Source organism: Demetria terragena DSM 11295 (assembly GCF_000376825.1).
Lineage (GTDB): Bacteria > Actinomycetota > Actinomycetes > Actinomycetales > Dermatophilaceae > Demetria > Demetria terragena.
On the sequence record NZ_AQXW01000004.1, the window covers coordinates 1,422,050 to 1,447,954 of the forward strand.

30 protein-coding genes and 1 riboswitch are annotated in these 25,905 nt (G+C 65.2%); of the genes, 17 read left to right on the plus strand and 13 right to left on the minus strand.

Annotated elements, in window-relative coordinates; all coding sequences use genetic code 11:
• Positions 1-10 precede the first annotated feature (10 nt).
• From F562_RS0111065 to F562_RS0111080, 4 genes are read left to right on the plus strand one after another with little or no spacing between them, the layout of a single operon-like run.
• Positions 11-1,507: an FAD-dependent oxidoreductase gene (locus F562_RS0111065; protein ID WP_018157025.1), complete on the plus strand. Its 1,497-nt coding sequence runs from the start codon at positions 11-13 to the stop codon at positions 1,505-1,507.
• Positions 1,508-1,524: 17 nt separating this feature from the next.
• Positions 1,525-2,241 carry a TetR/AcrR family transcriptional regulator gene (locus tag F562_RS18840; protein ID WP_040385801.1) on the plus strand — a complete coding sequence of 239 codons (717 nt, stop codon included), beginning with the start codon at positions 1,525-1,527 and terminating at the stop codon, positions 2,239-2,241.
• 26 nt (positions 2,242-2,267) lie between these two features.
• Entirely contained in the window at positions 2,268-3,179 is a 912-nt protein-coding gene (locus tag F562_RS0111075) for an SDR family oxidoreductase (protein WP_018157027.1), read from the plus strand.
• Positions 3,176-4,681, plus strand: coding sequence for a flavin-containing monooxygenase (locus tag F562_RS0111080; RefSeq protein WP_018157028.1), 1,506 nt, complete (start codon positions 3,176-3,178; stop codon positions 4,679-4,681). The genes F562_RS0111075 and F562_RS0111080 overlap by 4 nt, the downstream gene beginning before the upstream one ends.
• A gap of 178 nt (positions 4,682-4,859) precedes the next feature.
• Here the strand turns inward: F562_RS0111080 and F562_RS20930 are convergent, their stop codons facing one another.
• The 3 genes from F562_RS20930 to F562_RS0111095 form a co-directional block, all read right to left on the minus strand.
• On the minus strand, positions 4,860-5,048 hold the full coding sequence (locus F562_RS20930) for a VOC family protein (protein WP_018157029.1): 189 nt from the start codon (positions 5,046-5,048) through the stop codon (positions 4,860-4,862).
• A gap of 291 nt (positions 5,049-5,339) precedes the next feature.
• Positions 5,340-7,289, minus strand: a complete 1,950-nt coding sequence (locus F562_RS0111090; protein WP_018157030.1) for a M13 family metallopeptidase — start codon at positions 7,287-7,289, stop codon at positions 5,340-5,342.
• Complete coding sequence (locus tag F562_RS0111095) at positions 7,286-8,251, minus strand: hydroxymethylglutaryl-CoA lyase (protein WP_051080233.1); 966 nt, start codon at positions 8,249-8,251, stop codon at positions 7,286-7,288. Before F562_RS0111095 ends, F562_RS0111090 begins: the two co-directional genes overlap by 4 nt.
• 74 nt (positions 8,252-8,325) lie before the next feature.
• On the opposite strand from F562_RS0111095, the gene F562_RS0111100 reads away from it, so the two are divergent.
• Together F562_RS0111100 and F562_RS0111105 are read left to right on the plus strand one after the other, a co-directional pair.
• A complete protein-coding gene (locus F562_RS0111100; RefSeq protein ID WP_018157032.1) occupies positions 8,326-8,712 on the plus strand; it encodes a DoxX family protein in 387 nt (128 codons plus the stop codon).
• A 72-nt stretch (positions 8,713-8,784) separates the two neighbouring features.
• Positions 8,785-10,434: a DNA repair helicase XPB gene (locus F562_RS0111105; RefSeq protein WP_018157033.1), complete on the plus strand. Its 1,650-nt coding sequence runs from the start codon at positions 8,785-8,787 to the stop codon at positions 10,432-10,434.
• Positions 10,435-10,605: 171 nt separating this feature from the next.
• On the opposite strand, the gene F562_RS0111110 is transcribed toward F562_RS0111105, so the two are convergent.
• On the minus strand, positions 10,606-12,081 hold the full coding sequence (locus tag F562_RS0111110; RefSeq protein WP_018157034.1) for an NCS2 family permease: 1,476 nt from the start codon (positions 12,079-12,081) through the stop codon (positions 10,606-10,608).
• Between the two features lie 22 nt (positions 12,082-12,103).
• On the opposite strand from F562_RS0111110, the gene F562_RS18845 reads away from it, so the two are divergent.
• On the plus strand, positions 12,104-12,361 hold the full coding sequence (locus tag F562_RS18845; protein WP_245553640.1) for a DUF2530 domain-containing protein: 258 nt from the start codon (positions 12,104-12,106) through the stop codon (positions 12,359-12,361).
• 18 nt (positions 12,362-12,379) lie between these two features.
• Here the strand turns inward: F562_RS18845 and F562_RS0111120 are convergent, their stop codons facing one another.
• The 3 genes from F562_RS0111120 to F562_RS0111130 all read right to left on the minus strand — a co-directional run bounded on the left by F562_RS0111120 (position 12,380) and on the right by F562_RS0111130 (position 14,298).
• Positions 12,380-13,126, minus strand: coding sequence for a DUF3027 domain-containing protein (locus F562_RS0111120; RefSeq protein ID WP_018157036.1), 747 nt, complete (start codon positions 13,124-13,126; stop codon positions 12,380-12,382).
• Between the two features lies 1 nt (position 13,127).
• Positions 13,128-13,511 carry a cold-shock protein gene (locus F562_RS0111125; protein ID WP_018157037.1) on the minus strand — a complete coding sequence of 128 codons (384 nt, stop codon included), beginning with the start codon at positions 13,509-13,511 and terminating at the stop codon, positions 13,128-13,130.
• Positions 13,512-13,680: 169 nt separating this feature from the next.
• Positions 13,681-14,298: a hypothetical protein gene (locus F562_RS0111130; protein ID WP_018157038.1), complete on the minus strand. Its 618-nt coding sequence runs from the start codon at positions 14,296-14,298 to the stop codon at positions 13,681-13,683.
• A 131-nt stretch (positions 14,299-14,429) separates the two neighbouring features.
• Here F562_RS0111130 and F562_RS0111135 point away from each other — a divergent pair, with 131 nt between their 5' ends.
• Positions 14,430-15,200 carry an inositol monophosphatase family protein gene (locus F562_RS0111135; protein ID WP_018157039.1) on the plus strand — a complete coding sequence of 257 codons (771 nt, stop codon included), beginning with the start codon at positions 14,430-14,432 and terminating at the stop codon, positions 15,198-15,200.
• A gap of 320 nt (positions 15,201-15,520) precedes the next feature.
• Here F562_RS0111135 and F562_RS0111140 read toward each other — a convergent pair whose 3' ends face one another.
• Together F562_RS0111140 and F562_RS0111145 are read right to left on the minus strand one after the other, a co-directional pair.
• The gene (locus tag F562_RS0111140) at positions 15,521-16,522 is read right to left on the minus strand and encodes an o-succinylbenzoate synthase (protein ID WP_018157040.1); all 1,002 of its coding nucleotides are present in this window, start codon (positions 16,520-16,522) and stop codon (positions 15,521-15,523) included.
• On the minus strand, positions 16,519-17,013 hold the full coding sequence (locus F562_RS0111145) for an NUDIX hydrolase (protein ID WP_018157041.1): 495 nt from the start codon (positions 17,011-17,013) through the stop codon (positions 16,519-16,521). Before F562_RS0111145 ends, F562_RS0111140 begins: the two co-directional genes overlap by 4 nt.
• Here F562_RS0111145 and F562_RS20205 point away from each other — a divergent pair.
• Both F562_RS20205 and F562_RS20785 read left to right on the plus strand, forming a co-directional pair.
• Positions 17,012-17,194, plus strand: coding sequence for a winged helix-turn-helix domain-containing protein (locus F562_RS20205; RefSeq protein WP_018157042.1), 183 nt, complete (start codon positions 17,012-17,014; stop codon positions 17,192-17,194). The genes F562_RS0111145 and F562_RS20205 overlap by 2 nt on opposite strands.
• On the plus strand, positions 17,173-17,403 hold the full coding sequence (locus F562_RS20785; RefSeq protein ID WP_156822623.1) for a hypothetical protein: 231 nt from the start codon (positions 17,173-17,175) through the stop codon (positions 17,401-17,403). The genes F562_RS20205 and F562_RS20785 overlap by 22 nt, the downstream gene beginning before the upstream one ends.
• On the opposite strand, the gene metB is transcribed toward F562_RS20785, so the two are convergent.
• Entirely contained in the window at positions 17,393-18,577 is a 1,185-nt protein-coding gene (gene metB, locus F562_RS0111155; protein ID WP_018157043.1) for a cystathionine gamma-synthase, read from the minus strand. The genes F562_RS20785 and metB overlap by 11 nt on opposite strands.
• 78 nt (positions 18,578-18,655) lie before the next feature.
• Positions 18,656-18,793: riboswitch (SAM riboswitch) on the minus strand.
• 95 nt (positions 18,794-18,888) lie between these two features.
• Between metB and F562_RS18855 the strand changes: the two genes are divergently transcribed.
• The 3 genes from F562_RS18855 to F562_RS0111170 are packed head-to-tail and all read left to right on the plus strand — an operon-like array spanning position 18,889 to position 20,428.
• Complete coding sequence (locus F562_RS18855; protein WP_018157044.1) at positions 18,889-19,134, plus strand: hypothetical protein; 246 nt, start codon at positions 18,889-18,891, stop codon at positions 19,132-19,134.
• A complete protein-coding gene (locus F562_RS0111165; protein WP_018157045.1) occupies positions 19,124-19,474 on the plus strand; it encodes a type II toxin-antitoxin system PemK/MazF family toxin in 351 nt (116 codons plus the stop codon). The genes F562_RS18855 and F562_RS0111165 overlap by 11 nt, the downstream gene beginning before the upstream one ends.
• 30 nt (positions 19,475-19,504) lie before the next feature.
• Positions 19,505-20,428, plus strand: a complete 924-nt coding sequence (locus F562_RS0111170) for a 1,4-dihydroxy-2-naphthoyl-CoA synthase (protein WP_018157046.1) — start codon at positions 19,505-19,507, stop codon at positions 20,426-20,428.
• Positions 20,429-20,499: 71 nt separating this feature from the next.
• On the opposite strand, the gene F562_RS0111175 is transcribed toward F562_RS0111170, so the two are convergent.
• The 3 genes from F562_RS0111175 to F562_RS0111185 are packed head-to-tail and all read right to left on the minus strand — an operon-like array spanning position 20,500 to position 22,579.
• Positions 20,500-21,288 (minus strand): ArsR/SmtB family transcription factor, encoded by a 789-nt coding sequence (locus tag F562_RS0111175; protein WP_018157047.1) that lies wholly within the window; start codon positions 21,286-21,288, stop codon positions 20,500-20,502.
• 41 nt (positions 21,289-21,329) lie between these two features.
• Positions 21,330-21,839, minus strand: a complete 510-nt coding sequence (locus tag F562_RS0111180) for a GNAT family N-acetyltransferase (protein ID WP_211206449.1) — start codon at positions 21,837-21,839, stop codon at positions 21,330-21,332.
• Positions 21,836-22,579 carry an SDR family NAD(P)-dependent oxidoreductase gene (locus tag F562_RS0111185; RefSeq protein ID WP_018157049.1) on the minus strand — a complete coding sequence of 248 codons (744 nt, stop codon included), beginning with the start codon at positions 22,577-22,579 and terminating at the stop codon, positions 21,836-21,838. The genes F562_RS0111180 and F562_RS0111185 overlap by 4 nt, the downstream gene beginning before the upstream one ends.
• 273 nt (positions 22,580-22,852) lie before the next feature.
• Between F562_RS0111185 and menE the strand changes: the two genes are divergently transcribed.
• From menE to F562_RS0111205, 4 genes are read left to right on the plus strand one after another with little or no spacing between them, the layout of a single operon-like run.
• On the plus strand, positions 22,853-24,037 hold the full coding sequence (gene menE, locus F562_RS18860; protein WP_018157050.1) for an o-succinylbenzoate--CoA ligase: 1,185 nt from the start codon (positions 22,853-22,855) through the stop codon (positions 24,035-24,037).
• Complete coding sequence (locus F562_RS0111195) at positions 24,025-24,276, plus strand: PLD nuclease N-terminal domain-containing protein (protein ID WP_026181206.1); 252 nt, start codon at positions 24,025-24,027, stop codon at positions 24,274-24,276. Before menE ends, F562_RS0111195 begins: the two co-directional genes overlap by 13 nt.
• A 37-nt stretch (positions 24,277-24,313) precedes the next feature.
• Positions 24,314-25,198: a 1,4-dihydroxy-2-naphthoate polyprenyltransferase gene (locus F562_RS0111200; protein WP_018157052.1), complete on the plus strand. Its 885-nt coding sequence runs from the start codon at positions 24,314-24,316 to the stop codon at positions 25,196-25,198.
• A 39-nt stretch (positions 25,199-25,237) separates the two neighbouring features.
• Entirely contained in the window at positions 25,238-25,894 is a 657-nt protein-coding gene (locus F562_RS0111205) for a dihydrofolate reductase family protein (protein ID WP_018157053.1), read from the plus strand.
• The last annotated feature ends 11 nt before the right edge of the window (positions 25,895-25,905 follow it).

Below are 25,905 nucleotides of genomic sequence, written 5' to 3' on the forward strand. Positions count from 1 at the left end.
CCGGATCGTCATGGCTCATTACGTCGTCACCCAGTCCTGCTGCGCGGATGCGTCCTGCGTGGTGGCCTGCCCGGTCAACTGCATCCACCCGGCACCTGGAGAACCAGGATTCGGCACCACCGAGATGCTGTACGTCGACCCCAAGACATGCGTGGGCTGCGGCGCCTGCACCACGGCATGTCCCGTCGGGGCGATCGTGCCCGACACCAGCTTGAACTCTGCGCAGAAACCCTTCCTGCAGTTGAATGCTGAGTACTACGAGATGTTTCCGCACGAAGATCGCTCGCCGGTGGCGCATGTCCCAGCCCAGCGCAGGCTGCGTCGCCCGGGCCCGTTTCGCGTGGCGATCGTCGGTGCCGGCCCGGCGGGCCTTTACACCGCCGACGAGTTGCTGGCCCACCCGGAAGTGTCATCGGTCGAGGTCTTTGATCAACTTCGAACGCCGCACGGCCTAGCCCGGTTCGGCGTTGCACCCGATCACCAGCACACCAAAGGCATCTCCGACCTCTTCGCGGCCATCGAGCGCGAACCTCGGTTTTCCTACCGCCTTGGAGAGCGAGTCGGAGTCGATATCACGTTGACGCAGTTGCGGGAAACGTACGACGCCGTGGTCTATGCCGTTGGCGCCAGCGCCGATCGACCGCTCGGTATCCCCGGCGAAGACTTGACCGGCTCACTCGCGGCGACCGATGTCGTGGGGTGGTACAACGGCCACCCAGAGCAAAGCGATCTCCACGTTCCGCTCGGCCAGATTGCCAACCCATCCCAGCGCGCGGTCATCATTGGCAACGGCAACGTCGCCCTTGATGTGGCCCGGATCCTGACGGCCGACCCTGCCGCTCTCGCCGAGACCAGCATCGATCACATGGCGCTGGAAACCTTGCAGCACAGCGACCTTCGCGAGGTGGTCATTCTCGGTCGGCGCGGGCCGGCCCAGGCCGCCTTCACCGCCCCGGAACTCATTGGTCTCGCCGGCCTTGAAGACATCAACGTGCGAGTCGAGGCCAATTCGACCGACTTCGACCGAACGACGGCGAGTGGGCGAGTCCTGGCCGACCTTGCGGCCAGGCCACAGTCTCCCGACGACCACCGTCGACGCATCGTGCTGCGCTTCACGACCTCGCCGGTTGAGGTCACCGGCACCCGACGAGTGACCGGCGTCCTCGTCGCTCGCAACGAACTGATCGCCGATCCCGACGGTGGCGTCCGCGCTCAGATGACCAGCGACACCGAGACGATCGAGGCTGGCATCGTGATCCGCGCCATTGGGTTCCGCGGCAAACCCGTTGCGGACCTGCCGTTCAATGAGGTCGCGGGAACGGTGCCGCACGAGCAGGGCAGGGTCGCTCCCGGCGTCTATGTCGTGGGCTGGATCAAGCGCGGACCGAGCGGCTTCATCGGCACCAACAAGACCTGCGCTCAGGAGACCGTCAGCTCACTCCTGGACGACCTAGACGCCGGTGCGACCGCGATGCCGCGGCCGTTGACAGCGCGTGGGGTCGCCTGATGAGCCATCCTGTTCTCGTGAATGCACCAGCCTCGACCGACGGCCGCAGCCTGCGATGGGAACAGCACAAGACTGAGCGGCGCAAGGCGGTCCTGTCCGCTGCACTCGAACTCATCGAGTCCAGCAAACCGGGTGCCGAAGTCAACGTTCAGGACATTGCCGAGCGCGCCGGGATCAACCGGTCGGTGCTCTACCGCCACTTCGAGGACCGTGCCGACCTTGACCTCGCCGTACAACAGGAGATCTGCTCGCAGCTCGGGATGGCGCTCGCCGAGGAGCTCGACTTCCATGGCACCCCGCGCGAGATCTCCGATCGAGCCGTGACCGGATTCGTGCACTGGGCGGTCGCCAACCCCGCGCTCATGCGATTCGCCGAGCGTGACCTGCCCGGCGATGCTCCCAAACCGCTCGATACCTCGATCGAACAGATCGCCCAGCAGATCGAATTTCTCATGAGCGCCTTCGTCGTGCTCCTCGGCGCCGAGCTCTCAGAAGACGACCGCGACAGCCTAGAGCCTTGGGTCTTTGGCCTGATCGGCAACTGCTTTGAGTCCGTACGCCGCTGGACCAGTCGCGACACCCTGCGACCTGACGTGGCCTACTTCACCGAGTTCACCTGCCAAGTGGTCTGGCTTCAGATCGAAGGCATGGCCACATCGCGCGGCATCGATCTACCGGACGTGCCCATCGAGGAGCTGCTCGCAGCGCTCGACCTCACCGAACCATCTGCCTGAATCCACCCCGACCGAGGAGCATCTTCATGCCTCGTACGACCGACCTCACCGGCAAGGTTGCGCTGATCACTGGTGCTGCCAACGGAATTGGCGCCGATACTGCCCGGGCACTCGCCGCTCGCGGTGCCCGCCTCGTCCTATCCGACATCGACACCGCAGCGCTTGACCTCATCGCGCGCGAGCTGGGCGATGACGTACTCACGCACGTTGCCGACGTCACTGATCTCGCGCAGATGGAGGCTGTGGTCGCTGCGGCGACCGAGCGCTTCGGCGGCATTGATCTCGTGCTCGCCAACGCTGGGATCGCGTCCTATGGCTCGGTGGCCCAGGTCGACCCGGCTGACTTCAAGCGGGTCATCGATATCAACCTGCTCGGCGTCTTCCATACCGCGCGGGCGGCACTCCCCACCCTCATCGAACGCAAGGGATACCTGCTGGTGGTGTCCTCACTCGCAGCCTTTGCCCCGGCACCCGGCCTCGCGGCGTACAACGCCAGCAAGGCTGGCGTCGAGCACTTCGCTTATGCCTTGCGCCTCGAAGTCAACTGGCAGGGCGTTGATGTCGGTACGGCCCACATGTCCTGGATCGATACCCCGATGGTGCAGGACGCCAAGAAGGACCTCGGCGCCTTCCGCGCAATGCTCAAGTCGATGCCGTACCCCATGAGCAAGACGACCGATGTCGAGACTTGCGTCGCAGCGGTCGTCGAAGGTTTGGAGCGGCGCAGCCGCCATGTCTACGTCCCCGGCTGGGTCGGTGCGCTCGCCCAGGGCCGTGCCGTCCTGTCGAGTCGGCTCACCCAGGCGATCATGAACCCGAAGACCAGAAAGCTGCTCCCGCAGATGGATGCCGAGGTGCGTGCGCTCGGCCGCTCGACCAGCGCCCGATTCCGCCAGACCGCTGACACGACCACCACTGACCAGGCAGGTGCCGCATGAGTCCCCAACCCGAGCACGTCGACCACCTGATCATCGGCGCTGGCCTGTCCGGCATCGACATGGCCTACCACCTGTCGAAGGAGTTCCCGCAGCGGACGTACGCCCTCCTGGAGATGCGCGGAGCCATCGGCGGCACGTGGGATCTATTCCGCTACCCCGGTGTTCGCTCCGACTCGGACATGTACACCCTCGGCTTCCGGTGGAAGCCGTGGCGTGGTGAGAAGTCGATCGCCGACGGCGCTGACATCCGCTCCTACCTGCACGAGGCCGCCGCCGAGCACGGCATTGACCAGCACGTGCGCTACCACCACAAGTTGCTGCGCGCCGACTGGTCGTCCGCCGATGCTCGCTGGACGGTTACTGTCGAGCGCGCGGAACCCGAATCGGGCACGAGCGAAACCATCGAACTCACCAGCAACTTCCTGTTTTCCACGTCGGGCTACTACCGCTACGACCAGGGATTCACACCAGATTTCGCCGGTCGTGAGGACTTCAAGGGGCAGGTCATTCACCCCCAGTTGTGGCCGGAGGATCTGGACTACACCGCCAAGCGTGTCGTCGTGATCGGTTCTGGCGCAACGGCGGTCACCCTCGTACCCGCCATGGCCGACTCCGGAGCAGCGCACGTGACCATGCTGCAGCGGACTCCGACCTACATCATCAGCCAGCCGGGCAAGGACTCGATGGCTAAAGCGATGATGGAGAAACTGCCCCCGAAGATCTCATCGGTCCTGGTGCGCGGTCGGTACATCGCGCAGTCAACCGCGTTCTACGAGTTCTGCCAGGCGCGCCCCAAGGCGGCGCGTGCATACCTGCGCGCTATGTCCAAGCGTCAGCTGCCGTCGGACATCGACGTCGATAAGCACTTCAAGCCGCCGTATGACCCGTGGGACCAGCGCCTGTGCCTGGTTCCTGGCGGCGACCTTTACCGGGCGCTGCGCCGGCACGACGTCGACGTTGTCACTGACCAGATCGATCGCTTCACGGAGAAGGGGATTCGGCTGCAGTCCGGTCAGGAGCTTGAGGCCGACATCGTGGTCACGGCGACCGGCCTCAACCTGGTCGCTTTCGGTGGCGCCGAACTCGCCATCGACGGCGAGACGGTGCACCTACCCGACACGATGGCGTACAAGGGAATGATGCTTTCCGGCATCCCCAATTTTGCCTTCATCGTCGGCTACACGAACGCCTCATGGACCCTGAAAGCCGACCTGGTGTGCGCCTACACCGCGCGCATGCTGCGGCACATGGAGACCACGGGCCAGACGGTTGTGACTCCGCGACGCGACGACTCGGTCGGCGAAGAACCGTTCCTCGACTTCGCCGCCGGCTACGTGCTGCGAGCCGTGGACCAGTTCCCCAAGCAGGGCTCAAGCGAGCCGTGGCGCCTGAAGATGAACTACTTCAAAGACCGCAAGGTCTTCGGAGCCGACCCGGTCGACCCGGCGCTGGAATACTCCAGGCCACCGGTACGCGACCGCGCGGCGGAGCCCGTCTCCTGAGGGCCTAGTCGAGACAGAACTCCACCCACCAACGCTGGTCGAGCGCGCCGAGGCGCTAGCCGAGGCCGAGTCGAGACCACCCCCCAACGCCGGTCGAGCAGGCCGAGGCCGTGTCGAGACCACCCCCTAACGCCGGTCGAGCCGGCCGAGGCGCTAGCCGAGGCCGTGTCGAGACCACTTACCAAGGTCTCGACACGGCTCGCGCCAGGGCGCTCGCCTGCTCGACCGGCGTCAGTGGGCGCTCACCCGGTTCGAGCTCCACACCGGGCGGGGGCGGGAAGACGTACCCGAGGGCCTCCCGCCATAAGGCGGATAGGGCGCGCGGGTCTCGCGCATCGATCGTGATCTGCAGTTGTCGAGTGCTCATGCCTCATCACCACCTGGCTTCCGGACGGATGCTGACCTCATGGGCCAGCGGTTTGATCTGGTGTCATCGGATGACACCAGACCACACCGTTGACCCCACCATTGCTGGTCGAGCAGGCCGAGGCGCTAGCCGAGGCCGAGTCGAGACCACCCCCCCAAGGTCTCGACACGGCTCGCGCCAGGGCGCTCGCCTGCTCGACCGGCGTTAGTAGGCGCTCGACCGGCGTTAGTAGGCGCTCGGCCGGCGTTAGTGGGTACTCGCCTGCTCGACCGGCGTTGGTGGTCGATTGCGTTAGAAAATGCGGACGCGCTCGTCCTCCGCCAGGAACATCCCGTCCCCCTCGCCAACCCCGAACGCCTCGTGGAACTCGGACAGGTTGCGAGCCACGTTGGCACGCAAGTCCATTGGGGAGTGTGGGTCGATCGTCAGTAGCCGCTTGGCCTCGGATTCGCGTGCCTTGCCACACCACACCTGCGCCCAGCCCAGGAAGAACCTCTGGTCTCCGGTGAATCCGTCGAGTTCGGGCGCAGGCGAAGTCTCTTGCGCGATCTTGTACGCCTTGAACCCGATGGTCAGGCCGCCCAGATCACCGATGTTCTCTCCCACCGTGAGACCACCATTGACCTTGCTACCCGGCGCGTCTCGCGGCTCGAGCTCACTGAACTGATCAATCAGCTTCTGCGACAAGGCATCGAAACGCTCACGGTCCTGCTCGGTCCACCAGTCGGTGAGATTGCCATCGCCGTCGAACCGGGAGCCCTGATCGTCGAAGCCGTGGCCCAGCTCGTGACCGATGACGCCACCGATGCCGCCGTAGTTGACCGCATCATCGGCGTCGACATCGAAGAATGGCGGTTGCAAGATCGCCGCCGGAAAAACGATCTCGTTCATGGTGGGCATGTAGTACGCGTTCACCGTCTGCGGGGTCATGAACCACTCGCCCTTGTCGACTGGTTCACCGACGCGATTGAGCATCCGGTCAATCTCCCAAGCCGTCGCGCGGGCCACATTCCCCACCAGGTCGTCGGGACGAATTTCTATGTCGGAGTAGTCTTTCCACTCATCCGGATAGCCAATCTTTGGCCGAAAGCTGGAGAGTTTGTCCAGCGCGCGCTCCCGCGTCTGTGGGCTCATCCACTCCAAAGTCTCAAAATCGCGCCGGTATGCCTCCGTCAAGTTGGCCACCAACTCCTGCATACGCGCCTTGGCGTGGGGCGGGAAATGCTGCTCGACATAGAGCTGGCCGGCCGCTTCGCCGATGAATTCCTCGACGAGCGAGACGCCACGCTTCCAGCGCTCGCGCAGCTGCGGCGTACCCGACAGCTCCTTGCCGTAGAACGCGAACTGCTCGCGCACGAGTGCGTCGGCCAGGTAGGACGCGCGGCCACGGAGGATGCGCCACCGCAGCCAGGACTGCCACGCCTCCAACGGCTCTTCGCGCAGTGCGTCGGCGAATCCGGTGAGATAGGAAGGCTGCTGGACGACGGCGGGGTCCAACACTTTGGGGTCCGCCTGGAGCCCGCCGAGCCACGCGTCCCAGGCGACACCGGGCGTGATCTCTTCGAGTTCGGCCCGAGTCAACTTGTTGTACGTCTTCACCGCGTCGCGGCAGGCCACCCGATCCCAGTGCGACTCAGCCAGCCGGGTCTCTAGTGCCATCACCCGATCAGCCTCGGTCGGGTCGAGCCCCGCGAGATCAAACATGCGCCCGATGTGAGCGACGTACTTGTCACGCACCTCGGCGTGTTCCTCGAGGCGGTAGTAGGACTCGTCGGGAAGACCGATGCCAGCCTGCGAGAGGTAGAGCACGTTGTGCGTGCTGTTGCGGGCGTCGGCAATCGAGTAGAACCCGACAAAGCCGTCGATACCAGCGCGCTCCAACCCGCCGAGCACCTGAAGAAGGTCACGCGGACTAGAAATCGCTTCGACCGCCACGAGATCGTCAGCGATGGGCGTCATACCGAGTTCTTCGGCGCGGGCCTCGTCGACAAACGAGGTGAACAGGTCGCCGACCTTGCGCCGCGCGCTCCCCGGCTCCGCGTCGGACGCCGCCGCCGACCGGATGATGTCGACCATCGCGGCCTCGGCTTCCTCGCGCAACCGATCAAAGGATCCGTACCTCGCGCGGTCCTCCGGAATGTCGTGGGTGGCACACCAGGTGCCATTCACAAAACCGAAGAGATCGTCTTGCGGGCGAACAGAGCGATCAAAGTTGTCGAGGGTGATGCCAGAGCGCGTCATGACTCCACCGTAGGCGTGCGCTCGGTGGATGTGGCACCTGCCAGGGCACGAACCACCGCCGACGGCGACGGCCGCCCAAGCTGCTCAGCCATCCAAATGCTTGTCGCCACCAGCGCGTCCAGGTCGACGCCCGTTTCGATGCCCAGACCCCGACAGGCCCAGACGAGATCCTCGGTCGCGAGATTTCCCGTAGCGGACTTGGCATAGGGGCAGCCGCCGAGTCCTCCAGCTGAGGCGTCCACGGTGCGTACGCCGTGCCGCAGGGCGGTGAGCGTGTTCGACAGTGCCTGCCCATAGGTGTCGTGGAAGTGCACTGCGGTGCGATAGGTCGCGATGCCTTGGGAATCCAGCGCCTCCAGGAGCCGGGAGACGTGACCTGGCGTACCCACGCCGATCGTGTCGCCGATGCTCAACTCGTCGCAGCCGAGGTCCATCAATCGGCCGCACACGTCGACCACCTGCGCGATGGGCACCGGCCCTTCCCACGGGTCGCCGAAACACATGGAGACATAAGCCCGCACCCACACCTTGTCCTCCTGGGCGCGCTGGACCACCGGCGCGAACATGTCGATCGACTCGGCGATGGTGCGGTTGAGGTTCTTGCGGGCAAATGTCTCAGTCGCGGAGCCGAAGATCGCGACCGCGCGGGCGCCCGCTTCAAGGGCGTTGTCGAGTCCGCGCTGGTTGGGTACGAGCACCGGCCGGGTGCGCTGGCGACCGAGTTCGCCAAGCGACTCCATCACCTCGGCCGCATCGGCAAGTTGCGGAATCCACGACGGCGGGACGAACGAGGTGACCTCGACGGTGTTGAGACCCGCCGCCACGAGACGGCGGACGAACTCGGCCTTGATCCCGGCGGGAATCACGGACTTTTCGTTCTGCAATCCGTCGCGCGGTCCGACCTCGTAGATCGTGATCTGCTCGGGCATACCAGGCGTCGACACCGTTGTCGGAAGACTCATGGTTGGCATCGTGCCATCTCACGCCACGCCCCGCCCCGCACACTGGCCAGGGATTGCCTTCTAGGCTGGAGGGTATGAGTCTTCTTCGCTTCGCAGCCCGCGCCTGCACATCAGCCATCTTCATCAAAGGCGGTATCGACAGCTTCAGCAACCCGTCCGGCCGAGCGCAACTTGCCGGTGGCCTGCTGTCCCAACTGCGCCAGACTGCTCCGGTGCCCGCAAGCGACGAGCAACTCGTGCAGGCCAACGCAGTCGTCCAGGCCGTTGCTGGCAGCACCCTGGCCCTTGGTATCGCGCCCCGCCTCTCGGCTACCGCGTTGGGTGCGTCCCTGGTGCCGACCACCCTCGCCGGGCACGCCTTTTGGGAGAAGACCGACCCGCAGCAGAAGGCGGCTGAGCAGGTGCAGTTCGCTAAGAATCTCGCCATCTTGGGCGGCCTGATCTACATCGCAACAAGCTGAACCCGTACGACGGGAAGGTTGTCGGCTGCCGCGTCGTTACGCCCCGTGGGCGTCTATTGAGATGAGGTATGCATGCCAGACGGGCCGCTGATCGTTCAGAGTGACAAAACCATCTTGCTGGAGGTCGACCACGACCTGGCGACGGAAGCGCGGCACGCCATCGCTCCGTTCGCGGAGCTGGAGCGTGCACCTGAACACATCCACACCTATCGCGTCACCCCGCTGGCGTTGTGGAATGCGCGTGCGGCGGGTCATGACGCCGAGCAGGTAGTCGATGTCTTGCTTCGTTTCTCGCGGTACCCCGTCCCGCAGGCCCTGCTCATTGACGTCGCCGAGACGATGGACCGCTACGGCCGGTTGCGGCTCGAGCGCGATGGCGACCAACTCACCCTGGTCACGACCGATAAGCCTGTCCTCGAAGAAGTGTTGCGGCACAAGAAGATTCAGCCGCTCATTGGCAAGCGCCTGGACGACCTGACGGTCGTGGTGCACAACTCCGAGCGCGGAGCGATCAAGCAACAACTGATCAAGGCCGGTTGGCCCGCTGAAGACCTCGCGGGATACGTCGACGGCGAGGCCCACCAGATCGACCTCGCCCAGGATGGGTGGTCGTTGCGGCCGTACCAGCAGGAAGCCGTTGACGGTTTCTGGCACGGCGGGTCCGGTGTCGTGGTGCTGCCGTGTGGCGCGGGCAAGACCCTCGTCGGCGCGGCCGCGATGGCAGAGGCGAAGGCGACCACTCTCATCTTGGTGACCAACACCGTCAGTGCCCGGCAGTGGCGCGATGAGTTGTTGGCGCGCACGTCGCTCACGGAGGACGAGATCGGTGAATATTCGGGCGCCCGCAAGGAGATTCGCCCGGTGACGATTGCGACGTACCAAGTGCTGACGATGAAGCGCAAGGGCGTCCACCCGCACCTGGAACTACTCGACGCCCGCGACTGGGGTTTGGTGCTCTACGACGAGGTGCACTTGCTGCCCGCGCCGATCTTCCGCATGACGGCTGACCTGCAAGCCCGTCGCCGACTCGGACTCACCGCCACGCTCGTACGCGAGGACGGTCGCGAGTCCGACGTCTTCAGCCTCATCGGCCCGAAACGCTACGACGCCCCGTGGAAGGACATCGAGGCCCAGGGCTACATCGCGCCCGCGGACTGTGTCGAGGTGCGCGTGAGTCTCAGCGAGACCGAGCGGATGACGTATGCCACCACCGAGGCCGACGTCCGCTACCGCTATGCCTCGTGCGCGCCGGTCAAGGAGAGCGTGGTCGAGCAGTTGGTGCGCCAGCACCAGGGCGCCCCCACGCTGGTCATCGGCCAGTACCTCGACCAGCTCGAAGGCCTTGCCGGGCGGTTGAACGCTGACCTCATCACCGGCGAGACGCCGGTGGGGCAGCGGCAGAAGCTCTATCAGGCGTTCCGGGACGGTGAGATCTCCACGCTAGTCGTGAGCAAGGTCGCCAACTTCTCGATCGATCTGCCTGAGGCGTCCGTGGCGATTCAGGTGTCGGGGACGTTCGGCTCCCGCCAAGAGGAGGCCCAGCGTCTCGGCCGGGTGCTGCGTCCCAAGGGCGATGGGCGTACGGCGCATTTCTACACGGTCGTCACCCGCGACACCGTCGATGCGGAGTACGCCGCCCACCGGCAGCGCTTCCTCGCCGAGCAGGGGTATGCGTACCGGATCGTGGATGCCGAGGATCTGCCGACAGCGCCAGTCGAGTAGGCGAGCGCCGTATCGAGACCACGCCCTCACGCCGGTCGAGACCACGCCCTCACGCCGGTCGAGCCTGTCGAGACCACACCCCCGCGCCGCCGCCCGCGTCGACTAGCGCCAAATCAGGGGTACGAAACCCTTAACACCACTCATTCGCCGCCACTCGACGCGGCGGGAAGTTCAGCTCACGCCGAACAACGTCTTGATCGGGTCGACCGCGAAGTAGAGCACAAACAACCCAGACACGGCCCAGAGCAGCGGGTGCACCTGGGAGGACTTCCCGCGCACCACCTTGAGCAGGACGTAGGAGATGAAGCCCGCGCCGATTCCTGCGGAGATCGAATACGAGAACGGCATCAGGACCATCGTCAGGAACGCTGGCAGTGCGACCTCGATGTCCTTCCAGTCGATATCCGTCGCGTTCGTCATCATGAGGTATCCGACGATGACCAGCGCAGGGGTCGCGGCCTCGTGCGGCACCATCGACACCAACGGCGCGAAAAACATCGAGAGCAAGAACAACCCGCCCGTGACGATCGACGCCAGTCCGGTCCGGGCACCATCCCCGACCCCCGCAGCCGACTCGATGTACGACGTATTGCTACTCACGCCGCCCGCACCACCAGCAATCGCGGCGACCGAGTCGACGACCAAGATCTTCTGGCTGCCCTCCGGCAACCCGTCCTCATCCAACAGGTCGCCTTCTGAGCCGACCGCCACCATCGTGCCCATGGTGTCGAAGAAGTCGGCGAGCAGCAGGGTGAAGATCGTGAGAATGACCGCTACGGCACCCAACGACTCGAACGAGCCCAGTAGCGAGAAGTTGCCTAGCAAGCCCAGGTCGGGCAAATCCACGACCTGCTCAGGCAGTTTGGGGATGGTCAAGCTCCATCCGCCGGGGTTCACGACCTTGCCGGTGGCGTCCGTACGACCACCGACATGACCGACCGCCTCCACGATCAGAGCAAGAACCGTCGCTCCGACGATGCCGTACAGGATCGCGCCACCGACCTTGCGTGCCATGAGGACGGCGATCGTGAACAGGCCGAGGACAAAGACGAGGGTTGGCCATCCGGTGAGTTCGCCCCCGGCGCCCAATTCGACTGGGACCGCGGGCGCCTGGCGCACGATGCCAGCGTCATACAAGGCGATGAAGGTCAAGAACAGGCCGATGCCAATCGTGATCGCGGTACGCAGCGCAGCGGGAATCGCGCGCAGCACCGCCTTGCGGATCCCGGTCAGTACGAGCAACAGGATGATGATGCCTTCAAGCACCACCAGGCCCATGGCATCGGCCCAGGTGACATTGGGTTGGGCCGCGATCCCGTACGCCACAAAAGCGTTGAGCCCCAAGCCTGTTGCGAGGGCCATTGGGAAATTGGCGACGAGTCCCATCAGGATCGTCATGACTCCCGCAATCAACGCCGTCGCGGCCGCCACCATGGCGAGATTGGGCGCATTTCCCCCGCCCAAGAATTCACCGGTGCCGTCCTTGACCGTGCCGATGATCAACGGGTTGAGCACGACGATGTAGGCCATGGCAAAGAACGTGACGAGGCCGCCTCGGACTTCCTGGGCCACAGAGGAGCCACGAGCACTGATGTGGAAGTAGCGGTCGAGCGCGGAGGCCTGCGTACGAGTTTCGGGATTGCCCATGGTCCGAGCCTATGCTGGGTTGGTGAGCAATTCGGGCGACTTCGGGACTCAGGCCGACGAACCGCCCGTGACGCCTCCACCCGTGCAGGTCAACACCGCCCGAGTTATTGAGATCGGTCTCGGACTGTGGGCAGTCGCCTTAGCGGTCGTCCTCGCGGTTCCGACGCTGCATGAAGGAGAGCGCGCCTGGTGGGTTTGGGTGCCCGTCGCTGGGCTCGTCCTGGGTGCGCTCGGCTGGATCTACGTCCGACGCGGCCGGGGAAATGCGGCCGAAGCCTGAGCGTGGGGCGGCTAGCGCCTAGGTCGAAACGTCGACGGCGAAGTCGTCCATGACCGGTGGCTCGACGCGCTCCGGCGAGGATGCAGGGGCATCGGCTTCGGAGTGCGCGCCGCACCCGTGGTCCAAGGAGACTACTGAGCCATCGGAGGGTGACCACTCGCTGGCGCAGACGCCAAAGGTCTGTCGGAGCACGCCAGCCATCGGCACGAGAAACCCGCACGAGCCGCACGCGGCAGGAGCTTGCTTGGCGACCTCTGCCTGCGGGCCGTGGTCGCCGTCGTACCACCGGCGCGCGGCGAGCTCTCGGCCTTCGCCGGACAGCACACGCGTACGCCCGAGGCCCAATTCAAAGATCGCGACCTGGTCAACGTCTTCTTCGCCCGTTGCCTCGAAACCAAACTCCAAACTGGGGTCGTCCGCGACATACGGCGTGACATCCCCGGCGTTGACGTCACCCGGCGCGAGCCGCTCAGCGTAGGGCAACCACTCCGGCGAGAGCAGCGCTTCGGAGGTCGGCAGCAGGTGGGTTTCGCAGATGGTGGCATGGCGCTGGCGGGGTGCCCGTGCGAGCAACACCGACCACACCCAGCCCGGGTATCCCTTGGCGGTGCAGGCGAAGTGATGGGTCGCCAGCCGATCCGAGGTCATCTCGGCCTTGACGTGGTCACCGACCGTGCCCGGTTCGGCGATCGCCACGGCGGCTTCGCGGGCCAGGGCCTGGGCGGCGTCATCCACCAGCACTTTGTCGACCTTGAGCGTCGGCATGTCAGCCCTCGATGTCGTCGGCAACGGCGCGCAGCACAGCGGCAACCTTGGCGGCCTGTGGCGCCGGCGGGTAGTGACCCCGGCGCAGCGACGTGCCGACGCCGTCGAGCAACTTGATCAGGTCTTCCACCACGATGCTCATGTCATCCGTCGACTTACGCGACCGCGCGTGCAGCGACGGTCCACCGTCGAGCACGGTCACGCTGAGCGCCTGCGCCCCACGACGGCCCTCGGCAACGCTGTATTCGACCCGCGTACCGGCCTTGAGTTTGGTGACGTCAGAGGGCAGTGCGCTGGAGGGCAGGAACACGTCCTGGCCGTCGTCGCCAGAAACAAAGCCGAAACCCTTGTCGGCGTCGAAGAACTTCACCTTGCCGGATGGCACTGTCCACCTACTTCTCACATGAATTGGAGCGGATGTCGCGACGCAGTCGAGTGGTTCGGATCCCCACATCGCACCGGTACTCACGCCACACAGACATCTGCACTGGTCAGGCTAGCGGCTCATCCGGGAGTGCCGAAATTGATATTCGATCTGCTCGCGGTGCGGACGCTCAACCGTTGTAGTAAGGGGGTGGCTGCTGGTTGTACGGGTAGCCATGCGGACCGGGGCCGCCCTGGGCCATTCTCCGCTTTGAGGAGTTGTATTTCACCAGTCCCCAGATGAACAGCCCGAGACCCACAATGCCGATGATGAACGGCACTCCGATCGCGACGAAGACCAGGATCACTCCCTTTCCAGCCATGCCAGCAAGGCCGGAGTCGATCACGAGGGTGTCGTTCGTGCCGCAGGTCACGGTGTACGCGCCGGTCTCCGCGGGGGTAAAGGAGTAGGCCGAGGTGAACGTCTGGTCACCCGAGGTCACCTCGGAGCTCTGACTGGTTCTCGATAGTGCGACCTCTGAACCCGAGGGATCCTTGACCGTGCAGTCGGGAAGGGCGGTGGCCGATCCGGTCTCTGTGTCGACCTGCGGGTCAAGCCCGAGCACAAAGACGGACGTCTCGGCGCCGGAGTCGAGCTGGATCGTGCCACCGGGTGGGACCGTGGACTCGTCGATACCGCTGATGACTTGGCCGACGCCCAACACCAGGGCCACGACAAACACCAGCGGGGCCAGCAGGAAGAAGAACACACCACCGGTGACCATCCGCTTGACGCCTTCGCGCTTCATCGCTGCCTGCCTTGGATCGAGGTGACCGCCGACGAATGCCGACTCCTGCGTACAGGGTACGGCGCTCGGGGCCGATGGCCCGCGTCGCTGGCGGGGCAGCAGGTCCGTGCGCGGTGAGGCATGATGATCGAGTGGACTCCGATGCCGTCCTGACCATGCTGCGCGAGGTGGCCGCTGAGGTCATTACGCCCCGTTTTCGAGCACTCGCCGAGGGCGAGGTGATGGAGAAGAACCCCGGCGATCTCGTGACTGTCGCTGACCGCGAGGCCGAGGTGGTCATCACCCGCGAGCTACAGTCGGCCTACCCTGACGCGACCGTGATTGGGGAAGAAGCCACTGCCGCCGACCCGACGCTGCTGGAGGGCTTGTCCGAGCTCGACCACTGGTTCACGGTCGACCCTATTGATGGCACGAAGAATTTTGTGCACGGGTCCCCTGACCACGCCGTCATGGTGGCGGAGGTCCTGCACGGCGAGGTTGTGCGCAGTTGGATTTGGCAACCGGAGCACGGCCAGGCGTTCGTCGCAGAACGCGGCGCTGGCGCCTGGGTCGATGGCGTACGCATCGCCCACCGCGCCCCTGATCCGATGGGCGCCCTTGCCGGCGTGACGTCGCGCCGCTCGTCCGAGGGCGTCGTCCTGGGCGACCTACCGCCGTTAAAGCTGTCATGGGTGTGTTGCGGCGTCGACTACCCCCAGCTGGCCATGGGCGGGGCTGACTTCATCACGTACACCCACGCGATGCCATGGGATCACGCCCCGGGCGCACTTCTCCTCGCGGAGACCGGCGGTGTCCTGCGCCACCTCGACGGCTCGACGTATAGCCCATATGAGACTCGCGGCGGCCTGCTAGGAGCAGCGTCGGTCGAGATCGCTGATCGGGTCAGTCCGCTCCTGAAGTAGCCCCCACACACGCCGGTCGAGCAGGCGAGCCCCCACACACGCCGGTCGAGTAGGCAAGCCCCCACACACGCCGGTCGAGTAGGCAAGCCCCCACCAACGCCGGTCGAGTAGGCAAGCCCCCCACCAACGCCGGTCGAGTAGGCGAACCCCCACCAACGCCGGTCGAGTAGGCGAACCCCCACACACGCCGGTCGAGTAGGCGAACCCCCACACACGCCGGTCGAGTAGGCGAACCCCCACACACGCCGGTCGAGTAGGCGAACCCCCACACACGCCGGTCGAGTAGGCGAGCGCCCCAGCGCGAGCCGTATCGAGACCACTCAGGCGCGTTCACCCGAACGGAGCACCTCGTGACATGCACCCACCCGTTCGCGCCACCACCCCTGACGGCCGGCGGGCGCGGCGTACCGCTCGAGCAATTCGGGGTCCGGTTCCACGTCCCGCAGCGCGATCGCCCCGCCGACCGGGACCAGGCTCTCGTTCACGACATCGGCCTCAAACAATCCCAGCGTCCCCAGTCCGCAGGCGTGCTCTAGTTGTGGAAGCGCCGCGGCCAGCGCGAGACCGGCGCGGATTCCAACGCTAGAGTCCAGCGCGCTCGAGACCACTGCGGGCAGCCCGCACTCAGCCACCACGTCGAGCGCGTGCTGCACACCTGCGAGTGGCGCGACTTTGACAACGACGACGTCGGCGGCGTCAAGCTGTGCCACTCGTATCGGATCTTCGGCCTTGCGAATCGACTCATCCGCCGCCACCCGGACATCAATTCCGTTGCGGGCCAGCGTCATCCGTAGGTCGCGCAACTCTTCCACGGTTGCGCACGGCTGTTCGGCGTACTCCAGGTCATAGACCGCGAGTTTCCCTAGGGCATCGGCCGCCTGATCGACAGACCACCCGCCGTTGGCGTCGACACGGATCTTGGCGCGCGCTCCCATCGCATCTCGTACGGCAGCGACCCGATCAAGGTCGTCCTGCAACGTCTGGCCCGGCTCGGCGACTTTGATCTTGGCCGTCGTGCAGCCGTCGTAGCGGTGCAAGACGCCCGGAACTTCAGCCGCCGAGACTGCAGGAATCGTGGCATTCACCGGGATGGTGGCGCGCACCGGATCGGGCCAGCCCACATAGGCAGCCTCGATGGCCGACGCCAACCAGCGGCTCGCTTCGACGGGTTCATATTCCAAGAATGGCGCGAACTCGCCAACGCCGACCGGCCCTGAGATATAAGCGATCTCGCGCTCGGTGACCCCCCGGAAGCGCGTCCGCAACGGCAACCGCACGACTCTTAGCGTGCTGAGCAAGTCGGCTAGCGGTGGAGTGCTCATCGCTCTCGCTGCTCCTTGCCGAAGAGCACAGGTCGATCCTCCGAAAGCGCCAGGTCGAGTTGCCGATAAAAGCGCGGTTGCAGATCCGGAAGCCCATCGACCTCGAACCACTGAACATCGGTGGACTCTTCGTCCCCGACCCGCGCTTCCCCACTCACCCAGCGGCAGCGGAAGGCGTGGTCGAGATATTGAGCGCGGTCCCCGTTGGGATATTCCATCGGTATCAGCGAGGACACCGCGATGAGGCGCTCCACCTCGATCTCGACGCACGCCTCCTCCAACGCCTCGCGCTGGGCCGTGACATCCGGCTCCTCGCCGGGATCGCAGATGCCAGTGATGGGCGTCCACCGACCGTTGTCCGAACGTCTGACCAGCAGCACCTGAGGGCCGCGCGAGCCCTCGCGCAGGACATACGCGGACGCTCCCGGCAACCACAGCAGGTCGGTGCCGACCTTCTCTCGCAACGCCAGGACATGTTCGGGGATCGGCATGAGTCGAGTCTATGAACGCGCGCCGATCATCGCGCACCCGCTGGAGATGGCGATCGTGGAGCAACTATCCGCGCATGGACCGGCGACCGCTACCGAGCTATCCGATGTGCTGGATGAATCCCCGTCCAACGACGCACACCGACCACCCTCATGGGTCGGGTGTCCGCAAGCGTCGAAGTGATTCTCGGAGTCCCCCAGTCCATCTCCATTGCTCTCGGCGCCGCACTGGTGACGGCCGTGAGTTATCGCGTGATCTGGGGTGTGATGTGCGTGGTGATTCTGATCGCCGCGGCGTACGTCGCCTGGTCGGCACTCAGCCCTGAGCGACCTACGACACAACTGGCGAAGGGGAGCCACCGATCGCCTTCTCGGCCACGCCTTAGACGGTAGCCGAAACTCGCGCCGCTTCGTGCGCACGGTCGAGGGCCGTGGTGAACTCCGCCACGAGGTCCTCAGGGCATTCGATGCCGACCGAGAAGCGCAGCAAGCCATCACCAATTCCGGCGACCTCACGCGCCTCCGCGGTCATGGAGGCGTGGGTCATGGTGGCGGGGTGAGCGACCAGGCTTTCCACCCCACCAAGTGACTCCGCGAGGGTGAAGCAGTGCAGGTCCGCGACGAAGGCGCGTACGGCATCGGCTCCACCGTGCAGTTCAAGGGAGAACATCGCACCGAAGCCATCCTGCTGCTTCTTCGCGATCTCATGTCCGGGATGATCCGGCAAACTCGGGTGGTGTACGCGAGCGACCGCGGCGTGCTCAAGCGCTGCCGCGATGATGGCGTCCGCGTTCTCCTGGTGCGACCGCAGCCGGGCGTTGAGAGTACGAAGGCCACGCAGAGTCAGGTAGGAGTCGAACGGCGCGCCGGTCAGACCCAACGTGTTGTTCCAGTAGGCAATCTCTTCGTGGAGTTCCGGTGTTGCGGCGATCACCGCACCGCCCACGACGTCGCTGTGGCCGTTGATGTATTTCGTCGTCGAGTGCACGACCACGTCGGCGCCGAGTTCGATGGGGCGCTGCAGGATCGGCGAGAGGAAGGTGTTGTCGGCGACGACCGTCGCGCCGACCGCGTGCGCGGCATCGGCGACGGCGCGAACGTCCGTGAGGCGTAGCAGTGGGTTCGACGGGGTCTCAATCCAGACCACCGTCGGCTTGTCGGCGATCGCCGCGGCGACATCGTCGGCATTGGTGTAGTCGACGGTGCGCAGCCGGAACTGGCCGCGCGCGGCCAGAGAGTCGAAGAGCCGCCAGCTGCCGCCATAACAGTCGTGCGGGATCACAATGGTGTCGGTCGGCGTCAGCAACGCGTTGAGACACAAGGTGATTGCACCCATACCGGTTGCCGTCACGCTGGCGCCGAAGCCGCCCTCAAGCGTGGCGAGTGCCTCACTGAGGAGGTCCCGGGTCGGGTTCCCTGAGCGGGTGTAGTCGTACTGCCGGGGCTGGTTGTAGCCCTCAAAGCTGAAGTTGCTCGACAGGTGCAGGGGCGGAACGACCGCGCCGTGCGAAGTGTCGGTGCCGATGCCGGTGGTGAGTCCACGGGTGAGGCGAGAGATGTCAGTCATGGTGTCCTCCTGGTCGTCAGGTGGCCAGCCATGCGGACCGGGAGGTGTACGAGCCACCGGCGCCGAGGCGTCCGCGACCCTCCATCTTCCGGCTAGGCAAGCGCTTCAGAGCGAAACGACAAACCGCCGCAGGACTTGGCACCTTTTTCACGAATTGCTTCGCGAAAGGCTGCCCCGGCTTCATCGGGCCTGTCCCTCAGCCGGTCTTGATGGATCGTGCGAAGCCAACGGTAGCGGACTCTGATCGCCACGTCACACCGCCGCCCGCAATGTGAGCGGCCGCGACGCCCTCCCAGCGGTATACTAAAAGTATGACGTCGACGACTATCAAGGTCAGCCGCGAGACACGCGACCGCCTGAAGCGCCAAGCGGCCGCGACGGGAACGTCGTTAAGCGAGCACCTCGCTCGGCTCGCTGATCTGGCCGATCGGCGCGCTCGGATGGAGTCCTTGCGCACCGCGATCTCACAGACCCCTTCAGCCGAAGCCGACGCCTATTCCACGGAAGTTCAGGAGTGGGAGGCCGTCGAGCTCACGGACGCATCCCGTGATCAGTGAGAGTCGACCGCCGCGCCAGGGGGACGTCTGGTGGGCCTGGCTCGACCCGACAGCGGGGCTCGAGCAGGGTGATCGACGCCCCGTTGTCGTGATTGCCAGCACCGCCTACCTCGAGGTCGTGGACACTTTGGCCATCGTTGTCCCCGTGTCATCGACTGAGCGGGGTTGGCCGAATCACGTTGAGATACAAGGTGTTCCCCATGTTTCGGGCTGGGCGATGACCGAGCAACTGCGGACCCTCAGCATGGAGCGGCTCGACGCGCTCGCCGGGACTGTCACGCCGCACACCCTGGCGACCATCCAGGTGTGGCTGCGCGACTTCCTGGATCTCACGCCATAGCCCGCGGACGCTGTCTCCTACGATCGAGGCGTGACTGAGTCGACCGAAGCCAACCCCTTCCGCCCCGACGAGTGGGAGGTCGTACCCGGGTTTGAAGACCTGACCGACCTGACCTACCACCGCGCCAAGGACGTGGGATGCGTACGCGTCGCGTTCGACCGACCCGACATCCTCAACGCCTTTCGCCCGCACTCCGTGGATGAGTTGTACCGGGTGCTCGATCATGCCCGGCGTACCGCCGATGTCGGCTGCGTGCTGTTGACTGGAAACGGCCCGTCCGCGTCGGGCAAATGGTCGTTCTGCTCCGGCGGCGACCAGCGGATTCGGGGCCGCAGCGGCTACCAGTACGCCGATGGGGAGACCGCGGACACGGTGGATGAGCGACGGGTCAAGGCCGAAGGTGGCCGCCTCCACATCCTGGAGGTGCAGCGCCTCATCCGCACCATGCCTAAGGTCGTCATCGCAGTGGTCCCCGGGTGGGCAGCCGGTGGCGGGCACAGCCTGCACGTCGTGTGCGACCTGACGATCGCCAGCCGCGAGCATGCGCGCTTCAAGCAGACGGACGCCGACGTGGGTTCCTTCGACGGCGGGTACGGCTCGGCCTACCTCGCCAAGCAGGTCGGCCAGAAGTTCGCGCGCGAGATCTTCTTCCTGGGACGCACCTACACCGCCGAGGACATGCACCGGATGGGTGCGGTCAACATCGTGGCCGATCACGCCGACTTGGAAGTCGAGGCACTGGCGGCGGCCCGCGACATTATGGGCAAGAGCCCAACGGCCCAACGCATGCTGAAGTTTGCGTTCAACCTCTCCGATGACGGCCTGATGGGCCAGCAGGTGTTCGCCGGCGAGGCGACGAGGTTGGCGTACATGACCGACGAGGCTGTCGAGGGACGCGATCAATTCCTGGAGAAGCGCGACCCGGACTGGTCGCCGTTTCCATGGTACTTCTAGGCCCGTACGACTAGCGATGCTGCTCAGCCTCATCTGGTGCAGCTGAGCGACATCGTTAAGCGCGTCGCGAGTCAGCTCTTGACCCACGGCGTAGACCACAACACGTCACCGGTCTCGAGCATGGACTTGAGATTGGCGAGGACAGCTGGCCACCCGTTGGAAATCCCCTGCAGCATCTCGGTGTTCGGCAGTTTGCTGTGGGTCACGGTTAGCCGTACGTAGCCGTCCTCAGGCTCAATCACGAAGGCCACCTCTGACGAGCCGTTCGGGCGGCCTTCACCGGAGGAACTCTCGAAAGTCATCGTCAGGCTGCGCGGTGGATCGGCGACCAAGACTGTGCCCGCCACGTCGACCACACCGGACTCATCAACCTGGCGATGCTCCCAGCGCGACCCCACCTGCCAGTCTGAAACGTTGGCGTGCCCCCAGTACCTTGCGGTGAGGTCGGCGTCGGTCAACGCTTGCCATACCTGATCAGGAGTAGCGCGGATGTAGGTGACATACAGGTAGTCCGGCACCGTGACTTCTGCCATGGCGATCTCCTCTGCTCGATGCTTGATCGCGCCGAGCGCCGCGAGGCGGTCTGCCTCGTAGGCGGCGATCCAGCGCTCTCCGATCTCCTGGATGGGGACCGGGTTGAGGAAGTGCAGGCGCTCGCGCCCACGACGGGCGACCGTGATGAGCTGCGCCTCGGCTAATACGTCGAGGTGCTGCGTCAGCGATTGACGTGCCATCGCCACGCTCTCGCACAGCCCGCTCAGGGTCTGCCCGTTCTGCGCGCGCAGCCGATCCAGCACCAGCCGTCGGGTTGGATCGGCCAACGCACGGAAAGCCGGATCGAGGTCTCGATCTGCACTCACCCGTCAATTATGCAGTCATATGCCTGCATATTGCAACGGGCTCATCTACTCCCGGCGACCATAAGGTCGATCCAGACGTCTGGCGGGAGTTCTGGCCGCCCTGGTACGGCCCGCCGCTCCAGAGTCCACTCCGGGTCGAGACTCGCCGCGACGGACGGCCAGAAGCGGGACGCCCCACCGTTGGCGTCCTGATAGGCAAGCTGCCAGCGGCCCGGGTGCGCCGCCATCACTTCGGTCGCCAGGCGGGATCCCACGCCATCCCGCCGCGCCGCCGCCACCACGAAGAAACTGCTCAACACGTGGATTGGTTCATCGAGCGACCGCAACACAGCAAAACCGATCGGGTGCGGGCCAGACGTCATGAGGTACGACTGCCAGCCGGGCCGACCGGCCAACGCGTTTTCGAGTCGCTCGGAGCGATACCTGCCCTCAGCATCGGGTAAGCCACCCGTGAAGCTCGACATGTCGTGCTGAAACATGAGCCAGAGTCGACGCATCACGTCGTGTTGAGCCTCGCTCGGAGCCCCAATACGAAATGGGGGTGTCGTCATGCTCGACGGTGCACCTTGTGCTGCGCCGGTTGCGCACGGGGGCGGACGACCATGGAATCGATGTTGACGTGCTTCGGCCGCGCGGCCACAAAGGAGACGCACTCGGCGATGTCTTCCTGGGTCAGCGGACCGACAACACCGGCATACACCGCAGCTGCTTTCTCGGCGTCACCATGGAACCGGACGAGCGAGAATTCGTCGGATTGCACCATGCCCGGGTCGATCTCACACACCCGAACCGGCCGGTCATAGACCTCCAGTCGCAGCGAGCCGATCATGGCACGCACCGCATGCTTCGCCGCGACATATCCGCCGCCACCCTCATAGGAAACGTGAGCAGCCACCGAACCGATCACGATGATTTCGCCCTCCGCTCGTACCAGCGCTGGCATGAGCGCCTGAACACAACGGGCAACGCCAATCACGTTGGTCTCAAACATGGTTCGCCACTCGTCGAGGTTGGCGTCCACGACCGGTTCGACACCCAGCGCACCGCCTGCGTTCGCAACCAGAACATCGAGACGGTCACCAACCTCCGCCGCGAGCGCCGCCACCTCCTCAGCTGAGGTGACATCGCACGTCACCGCACGGCCGTCGATCTCACGGGCCAGTTCTCGAACTCGCCCCGTTCGGCGAGCCGCGCAAATCACCTCGTACCCATCCGCCGCAAGCCTGCGCGCACTGGCTCGGCCAATTCCGCTGCTCGCACCAGTCACTACCGCCACTCGTCGCTGCGTCATGACCCCATCCAAGCGGTTACGAAAACTATTCGCACGCACTACCCACCAGTCTTGGACACTTGGTGAGACGATCATCAGACCGAGGCGTGAAACACGCCACGGTCAGGGGTGACAAACTAGTCAAACGGGACTAGCGTTCTTCCCAGAGAACATTGTTCTCTGGGGGTCGTCGCCTCTCCATGCGGGTCGGCGGTTCCGCGGCAGCGGCGAAAGAGGATCTGCCCTGAATCTTTCGCTGCTGCCGCACCTATTTTCACGACTTACGCTGTCTTCGTGCCTGAACTCCTGCCTGTCGCTGTCGACCCTGCGCGACTTCCCGTGTTTCTCGAAGCGCTGACAGCGATGCTCGAAGGCAGCGGCCCAGCCCTCCTGCCGTATGCCGCCGGGACACCCGAGCCGTCCACACCCTCGGGTCCCTTCCCCGACGATCTCGGCATCGTCGCCTCGACCTCCGGCTCGACTGGACCGCCAAAGCGAGCAGCACTCACCCGCGCCAACCTGATCGCGAGCGCCGCGGCGACCCACGAACGGCTGGGTGGCCCTGGGCAGTGGCTCCTCGCGCTGCCGGCTCACCACATTGCTGGCATGCAGGTCCTCCTGCGCTCCCTCCTTGCTCGACAAGCGCCGATCCTGCTCAACCTCGACCAAGGATTCGATCCCGCTGACATCGGCGATGCGCTCGCCTGGGCGCCGCCCGGACGGCACTACACCTCGCTCGTGCCGGTGCAACTGCAGCGGGTGCTCGACCACGCCGAGGGCGCCAGGGCGCTGCGGACGTTCGACGCGGTTCTCATCGGCGGCGCCTCGTGCCCACCAGCACTCCTGGCACATGCTCGCAGCGAGGCCATCAACGTCGTCACGACCTACGGAATGAGCGAGACCGCTGGCGGGTGCGTCTACGACGGAAAACCTCTGAACGGCACCGAAGTTCACTTCGATGACGACGGACGCATCGGACTGTCCGGTCCCATGGTTGCGGCGGGCTATCTCAGCCAAGGCCCGGCCAACAGCGTCTTCGACACCGCCCCGTCTGGCGAACGACGATTCTGGACCGATGACCTTGGCGCGTTCGAAAACGGGGCGTTGCGCGTACTCGGTCGTCGCGATGACCTCATCATCACCGGCGGCCTCAAGGTGGCACCACGACTCGTTGAGGAGGCGGCACTGGCGCTACCTGGCGTGGACGATGCGGTGGCCGTCGCAACCCCGTCGGACAAGTGGGGACAGGCCGTCAGCCTGGCGGTGGCGTCGGATCACTCACTGAGCATTGCCGCGATCCGCGAGGACTTGCGCGGCTCGCTGCCTGCGCATGCACTACCAACCCGCTTGATCGTTCTCTCCTCGTTGCCGACCCGCGGACCTGGTAAGCCGGACCGCGCGGCCATCGCGTCCATGGACGAGTGGCAGAATTGGTCCACACCACGGGGATTCACGAGGAGGTCAGCATGCCCAGAGTGATTGTCCCGCTACTCGGGCTCGCGCTGACGGTCTATGCGCTGGTCGACTGCGGCCAAACTGGGGCCCGGCGTACGCGTTACCTGCCCAAGCCTGCCTGGCTCGCGGTCATCGTCCTGCTCCCCTTCCTCGGCCCCGCCGGCTGGCTCCTTGTCGGGAAAGTTCGCCAGGCACCTGGCCCGAGTCGACGGTCTCGTCCGCGAGGACCTGATGACGACCCAGACTTCCTCCGCGGCTTGTAATTCCCTTCACCAGAACACAATTGGAGCACCGCAACTGATGGCCACGTTGAAACAGTGGGTTGATGGCGCCCGCCCGCGCACCCTCCCGGCTGCGATTGCTCCGGTCGCCGTCGGCACTGGCGCGGCGTATGCCATGGAGGACGCAAACCCGGGCAACGCCCTCCTTGCGGCCGTGGTCGCCCTTGCCTTGCAGGTGGGCGTCAACTACGCCAACGACTACTCCGATGGCATCCGAGGCACGGATGACGATCGCGTCGGCCCGGTCCGCCTCGTGGGGCAAAAACTCGCGATGCCGGCAAGCGTCAAGATGGCGGCGTTCATCTGCTTTGGGATTGCAGGTCTCGCTGGCCTGGCCCTGGTCACACTGGCGAACGCCCCGTGGATGATCCTGGTGGGCCTGGTGTCGATCATCGCCGCGTGGAAATACACCGGCGGGTCGAACCCGTATGGCTATCTCGGTCTCGGCGAAGTCTTCGTCTTTATTTTCTTTGGCCTGGTGGCCGTGCTTGGGACGACGTACACCCAAGCGGGACGCATCGACGCCATCTCCGTTGCCGGAGCTATCGGGGTCGGCGCCGTTTCCTGCGCGGTGCTAGTGATGAACAACCTGCGCGATATCCCTGGGGACCGCGAGTCCGGAAAGCGAACTCTGGCCGTCCGGATGGGCGACCGAGCGACGCGAATTTTCTATCTGGTCCTGCTCGCGACCTCCGTCGCCGCGGTCATCGCCATCGGCCTCATGCAGCCACCTGCGTTTCTCGGGCTTCTTGCCCTCGCTGCGGCCGTACCAGCCATTCGGGTGGTCACCGGCGGGGCGCTGGGCCGCGACCTGATTCCCGCACTCGCCTCAACGGGCCGCTACCTTTTGGCGTACGGCGTCCTGGTCGGCTTCGGACTGTGGCTGGTGCCCGTTCTCGCCTGACCGATCAACCCCGTATTTCGCCACCACCGAGGAGAACCCATGGGACTGACCCGAACTCAGAACTTCACCGTCTCCCTCGATGGTTTCGCGACCGGGGAAGGCCAAAGCCTCGAGGCGCCCTTCGGCCACGCCGATCCAAGCAGACTGATGCAGTGGGCGATGCAGACCCGTTCCTTCGCCCGCACGCACGGGCAGGTCAACGCGACCGGTACTACCGGAATCGACGATGTCTATGCGTCGTCCTTCGATCACGGCATCGGCGCCGAGATCATGGGCCGACACAAGTTCACCTATGAGCGCGGCCCCTGGTCCGACCCCGACTGGCGCGGATGGTGGGGTGACAACCCGCCGTTCCACACTCCGGTGTTCGTTCTGACGCACTACCCCCGTGAGCCGATCGAGATGGAGGGCGGCACCACGTTCCACTTCATCGACGCCACGCCCGCGGAAGCGCTCGCCCAGGCGAAGGAAGCGGCCGGCGAACTCGACGTACGCATCGGTGGCGGCCCAAGTGTCGTGCGCGACTTTCTCGCCGAAGGGCTCATCGACATCGCCCATATCGTGCTCGCGCCTGTTCTTCTCGGGCGCGGGGTGCGTGTCTGGGACGGACTGGAGTCACTCGAGGAGCGGTACGACATCGAGCCCACCAGCAGTCCCTCCGGAGTCGTCCACCTCACCTTGACCCGCAAGCCCTAAAGGGAGACATA

Coding starts and splice junctions, on each gene's coding strand:
- F562_RS0111120 (WP_018157036.1), bottom strand. CDS start 13,126: ATGCCGACGCTCAAGGTCGACAAAGTGCTGGTGGATGACGCCGCCCAG.
- F562_RS0111090 (WP_018157030.1), bottom strand. CDS start 7,289: ATGACGCGCTCTGGCATCACCCTCGACAACTTTGATCGCTCTGTTCGC.
- F562_RS0111105 (WP_018157033.1), top strand. CDS start 8,785: ATGCCAGACGGGCCGCTGATCGTTCAGAGTGACAAAACCATCTTGCTG.
- F562_RS0111100 (WP_018157032.1), top strand. CDS start 8,326: ATGAGTCTTCTTCGCTTCGCAGCCCGCGCCTGCACATCAGCCATCTTC.
- F562_RS0111140 (WP_018157040.1), bottom strand. CDS start 16,522: ATGAGCACTCCACCGCTAGCCGACTTGCTCAGCACGCTAAGAGTCGTG.
- F562_RS18855 (WP_018157044.1), top strand. CDS start 18,889: ATGACGTCGACGACTATCAAGGTCAGCCGCGAGACACGCGACCGCCTG.
- F562_RS0111075 (WP_018157027.1), top strand. CDS start 2,268: ATGCCTCGTACGACCGACCTCACCGGCAAGGTTGCGCTGATCACTGGT.
- F562_RS0111180 (WP_211206449.1), bottom strand. CDS start 21,839: ATGACGACACCCCCATTTCGTATTGGGGCTCCGAGCGAGGCTCAACAC.
- F562_RS0111185 (WP_018157049.1), bottom strand. CDS start 22,579: ATGACGCAGCGACGAGTGGCGGTAGTGACTGGTGCGAGCAGCGGAATT.
- metB (WP_018157043.1), bottom strand. CDS start 18,577: ATGACTGACATCTCTCGCCTCACCCGTGGACTCACCACCGGCATCGGC.
- F562_RS0111200 (WP_018157052.1), top strand. CDS start 24,314: ATGGCCACGTTGAAACAGTGGGTTGATGGCGCCCGCCCGCGCACCCTC.
- F562_RS0111195 (WP_026181206.1), top strand. CDS start 24,025: ATGCCCAGAGTGATTGTCCCGCTACTCGGGCTCGCGCTGACGGTCTAT.
- F562_RS0111110 (WP_018157034.1), bottom strand. CDS start 12,081: ATGGGCAATCCCGAAACTCGTACGCAGGCCTCCGCGCTCGACCGCTAC.
- F562_RS20205 (WP_018157042.1), top strand. CDS start 17,012: ATGAGTCGAGTCTATGAACGCGCGCCGATCATCGCGCACCCGCTGGAG.
- F562_RS0111205 (WP_018157053.1), top strand. CDS start 25,238: ATGGGACTGACCCGAACTCAGAACTTCACCGTCTCCCTCGATGGTTTC.
- F562_RS0111065 (WP_018157025.1), top strand. CDS start 11: ATGGCTCATTACGTCGTCACCCAGTCCTGCTGCGCGGATGCGTCCTGC.
- F562_RS0111130 (WP_018157038.1), bottom strand. CDS start 14,298: ATGAAGCGCGAAGGCGTCAAGCGGATGGTCACCGGTGGTGTGTTCTTC.
- F562_RS0111080 (WP_018157028.1), top strand. CDS start 3,176: ATGAGTCCCCAACCCGAGCACGTCGACCACCTGATCATCGGCGCTGGC.
- F562_RS0111145 (WP_018157041.1), bottom strand. CDS start 17,013: ATGCCGATCCCCGAACATGTCCTGGCGTTGCGAGAGAAGGTCGGCACC.
- F562_RS20930 (WP_018157029.1), bottom strand. CDS start 5,048: ATGAGCACTCGACAACTGCAGATCACGATCGATGCGCGAGACCCGCGC.
- F562_RS0111095 (WP_051080233.1), bottom strand. CDS start 8,251: ATGAGTCTTCCGACAACGGTGTCGACGCCTGGTATGCCCGAGCAGATC.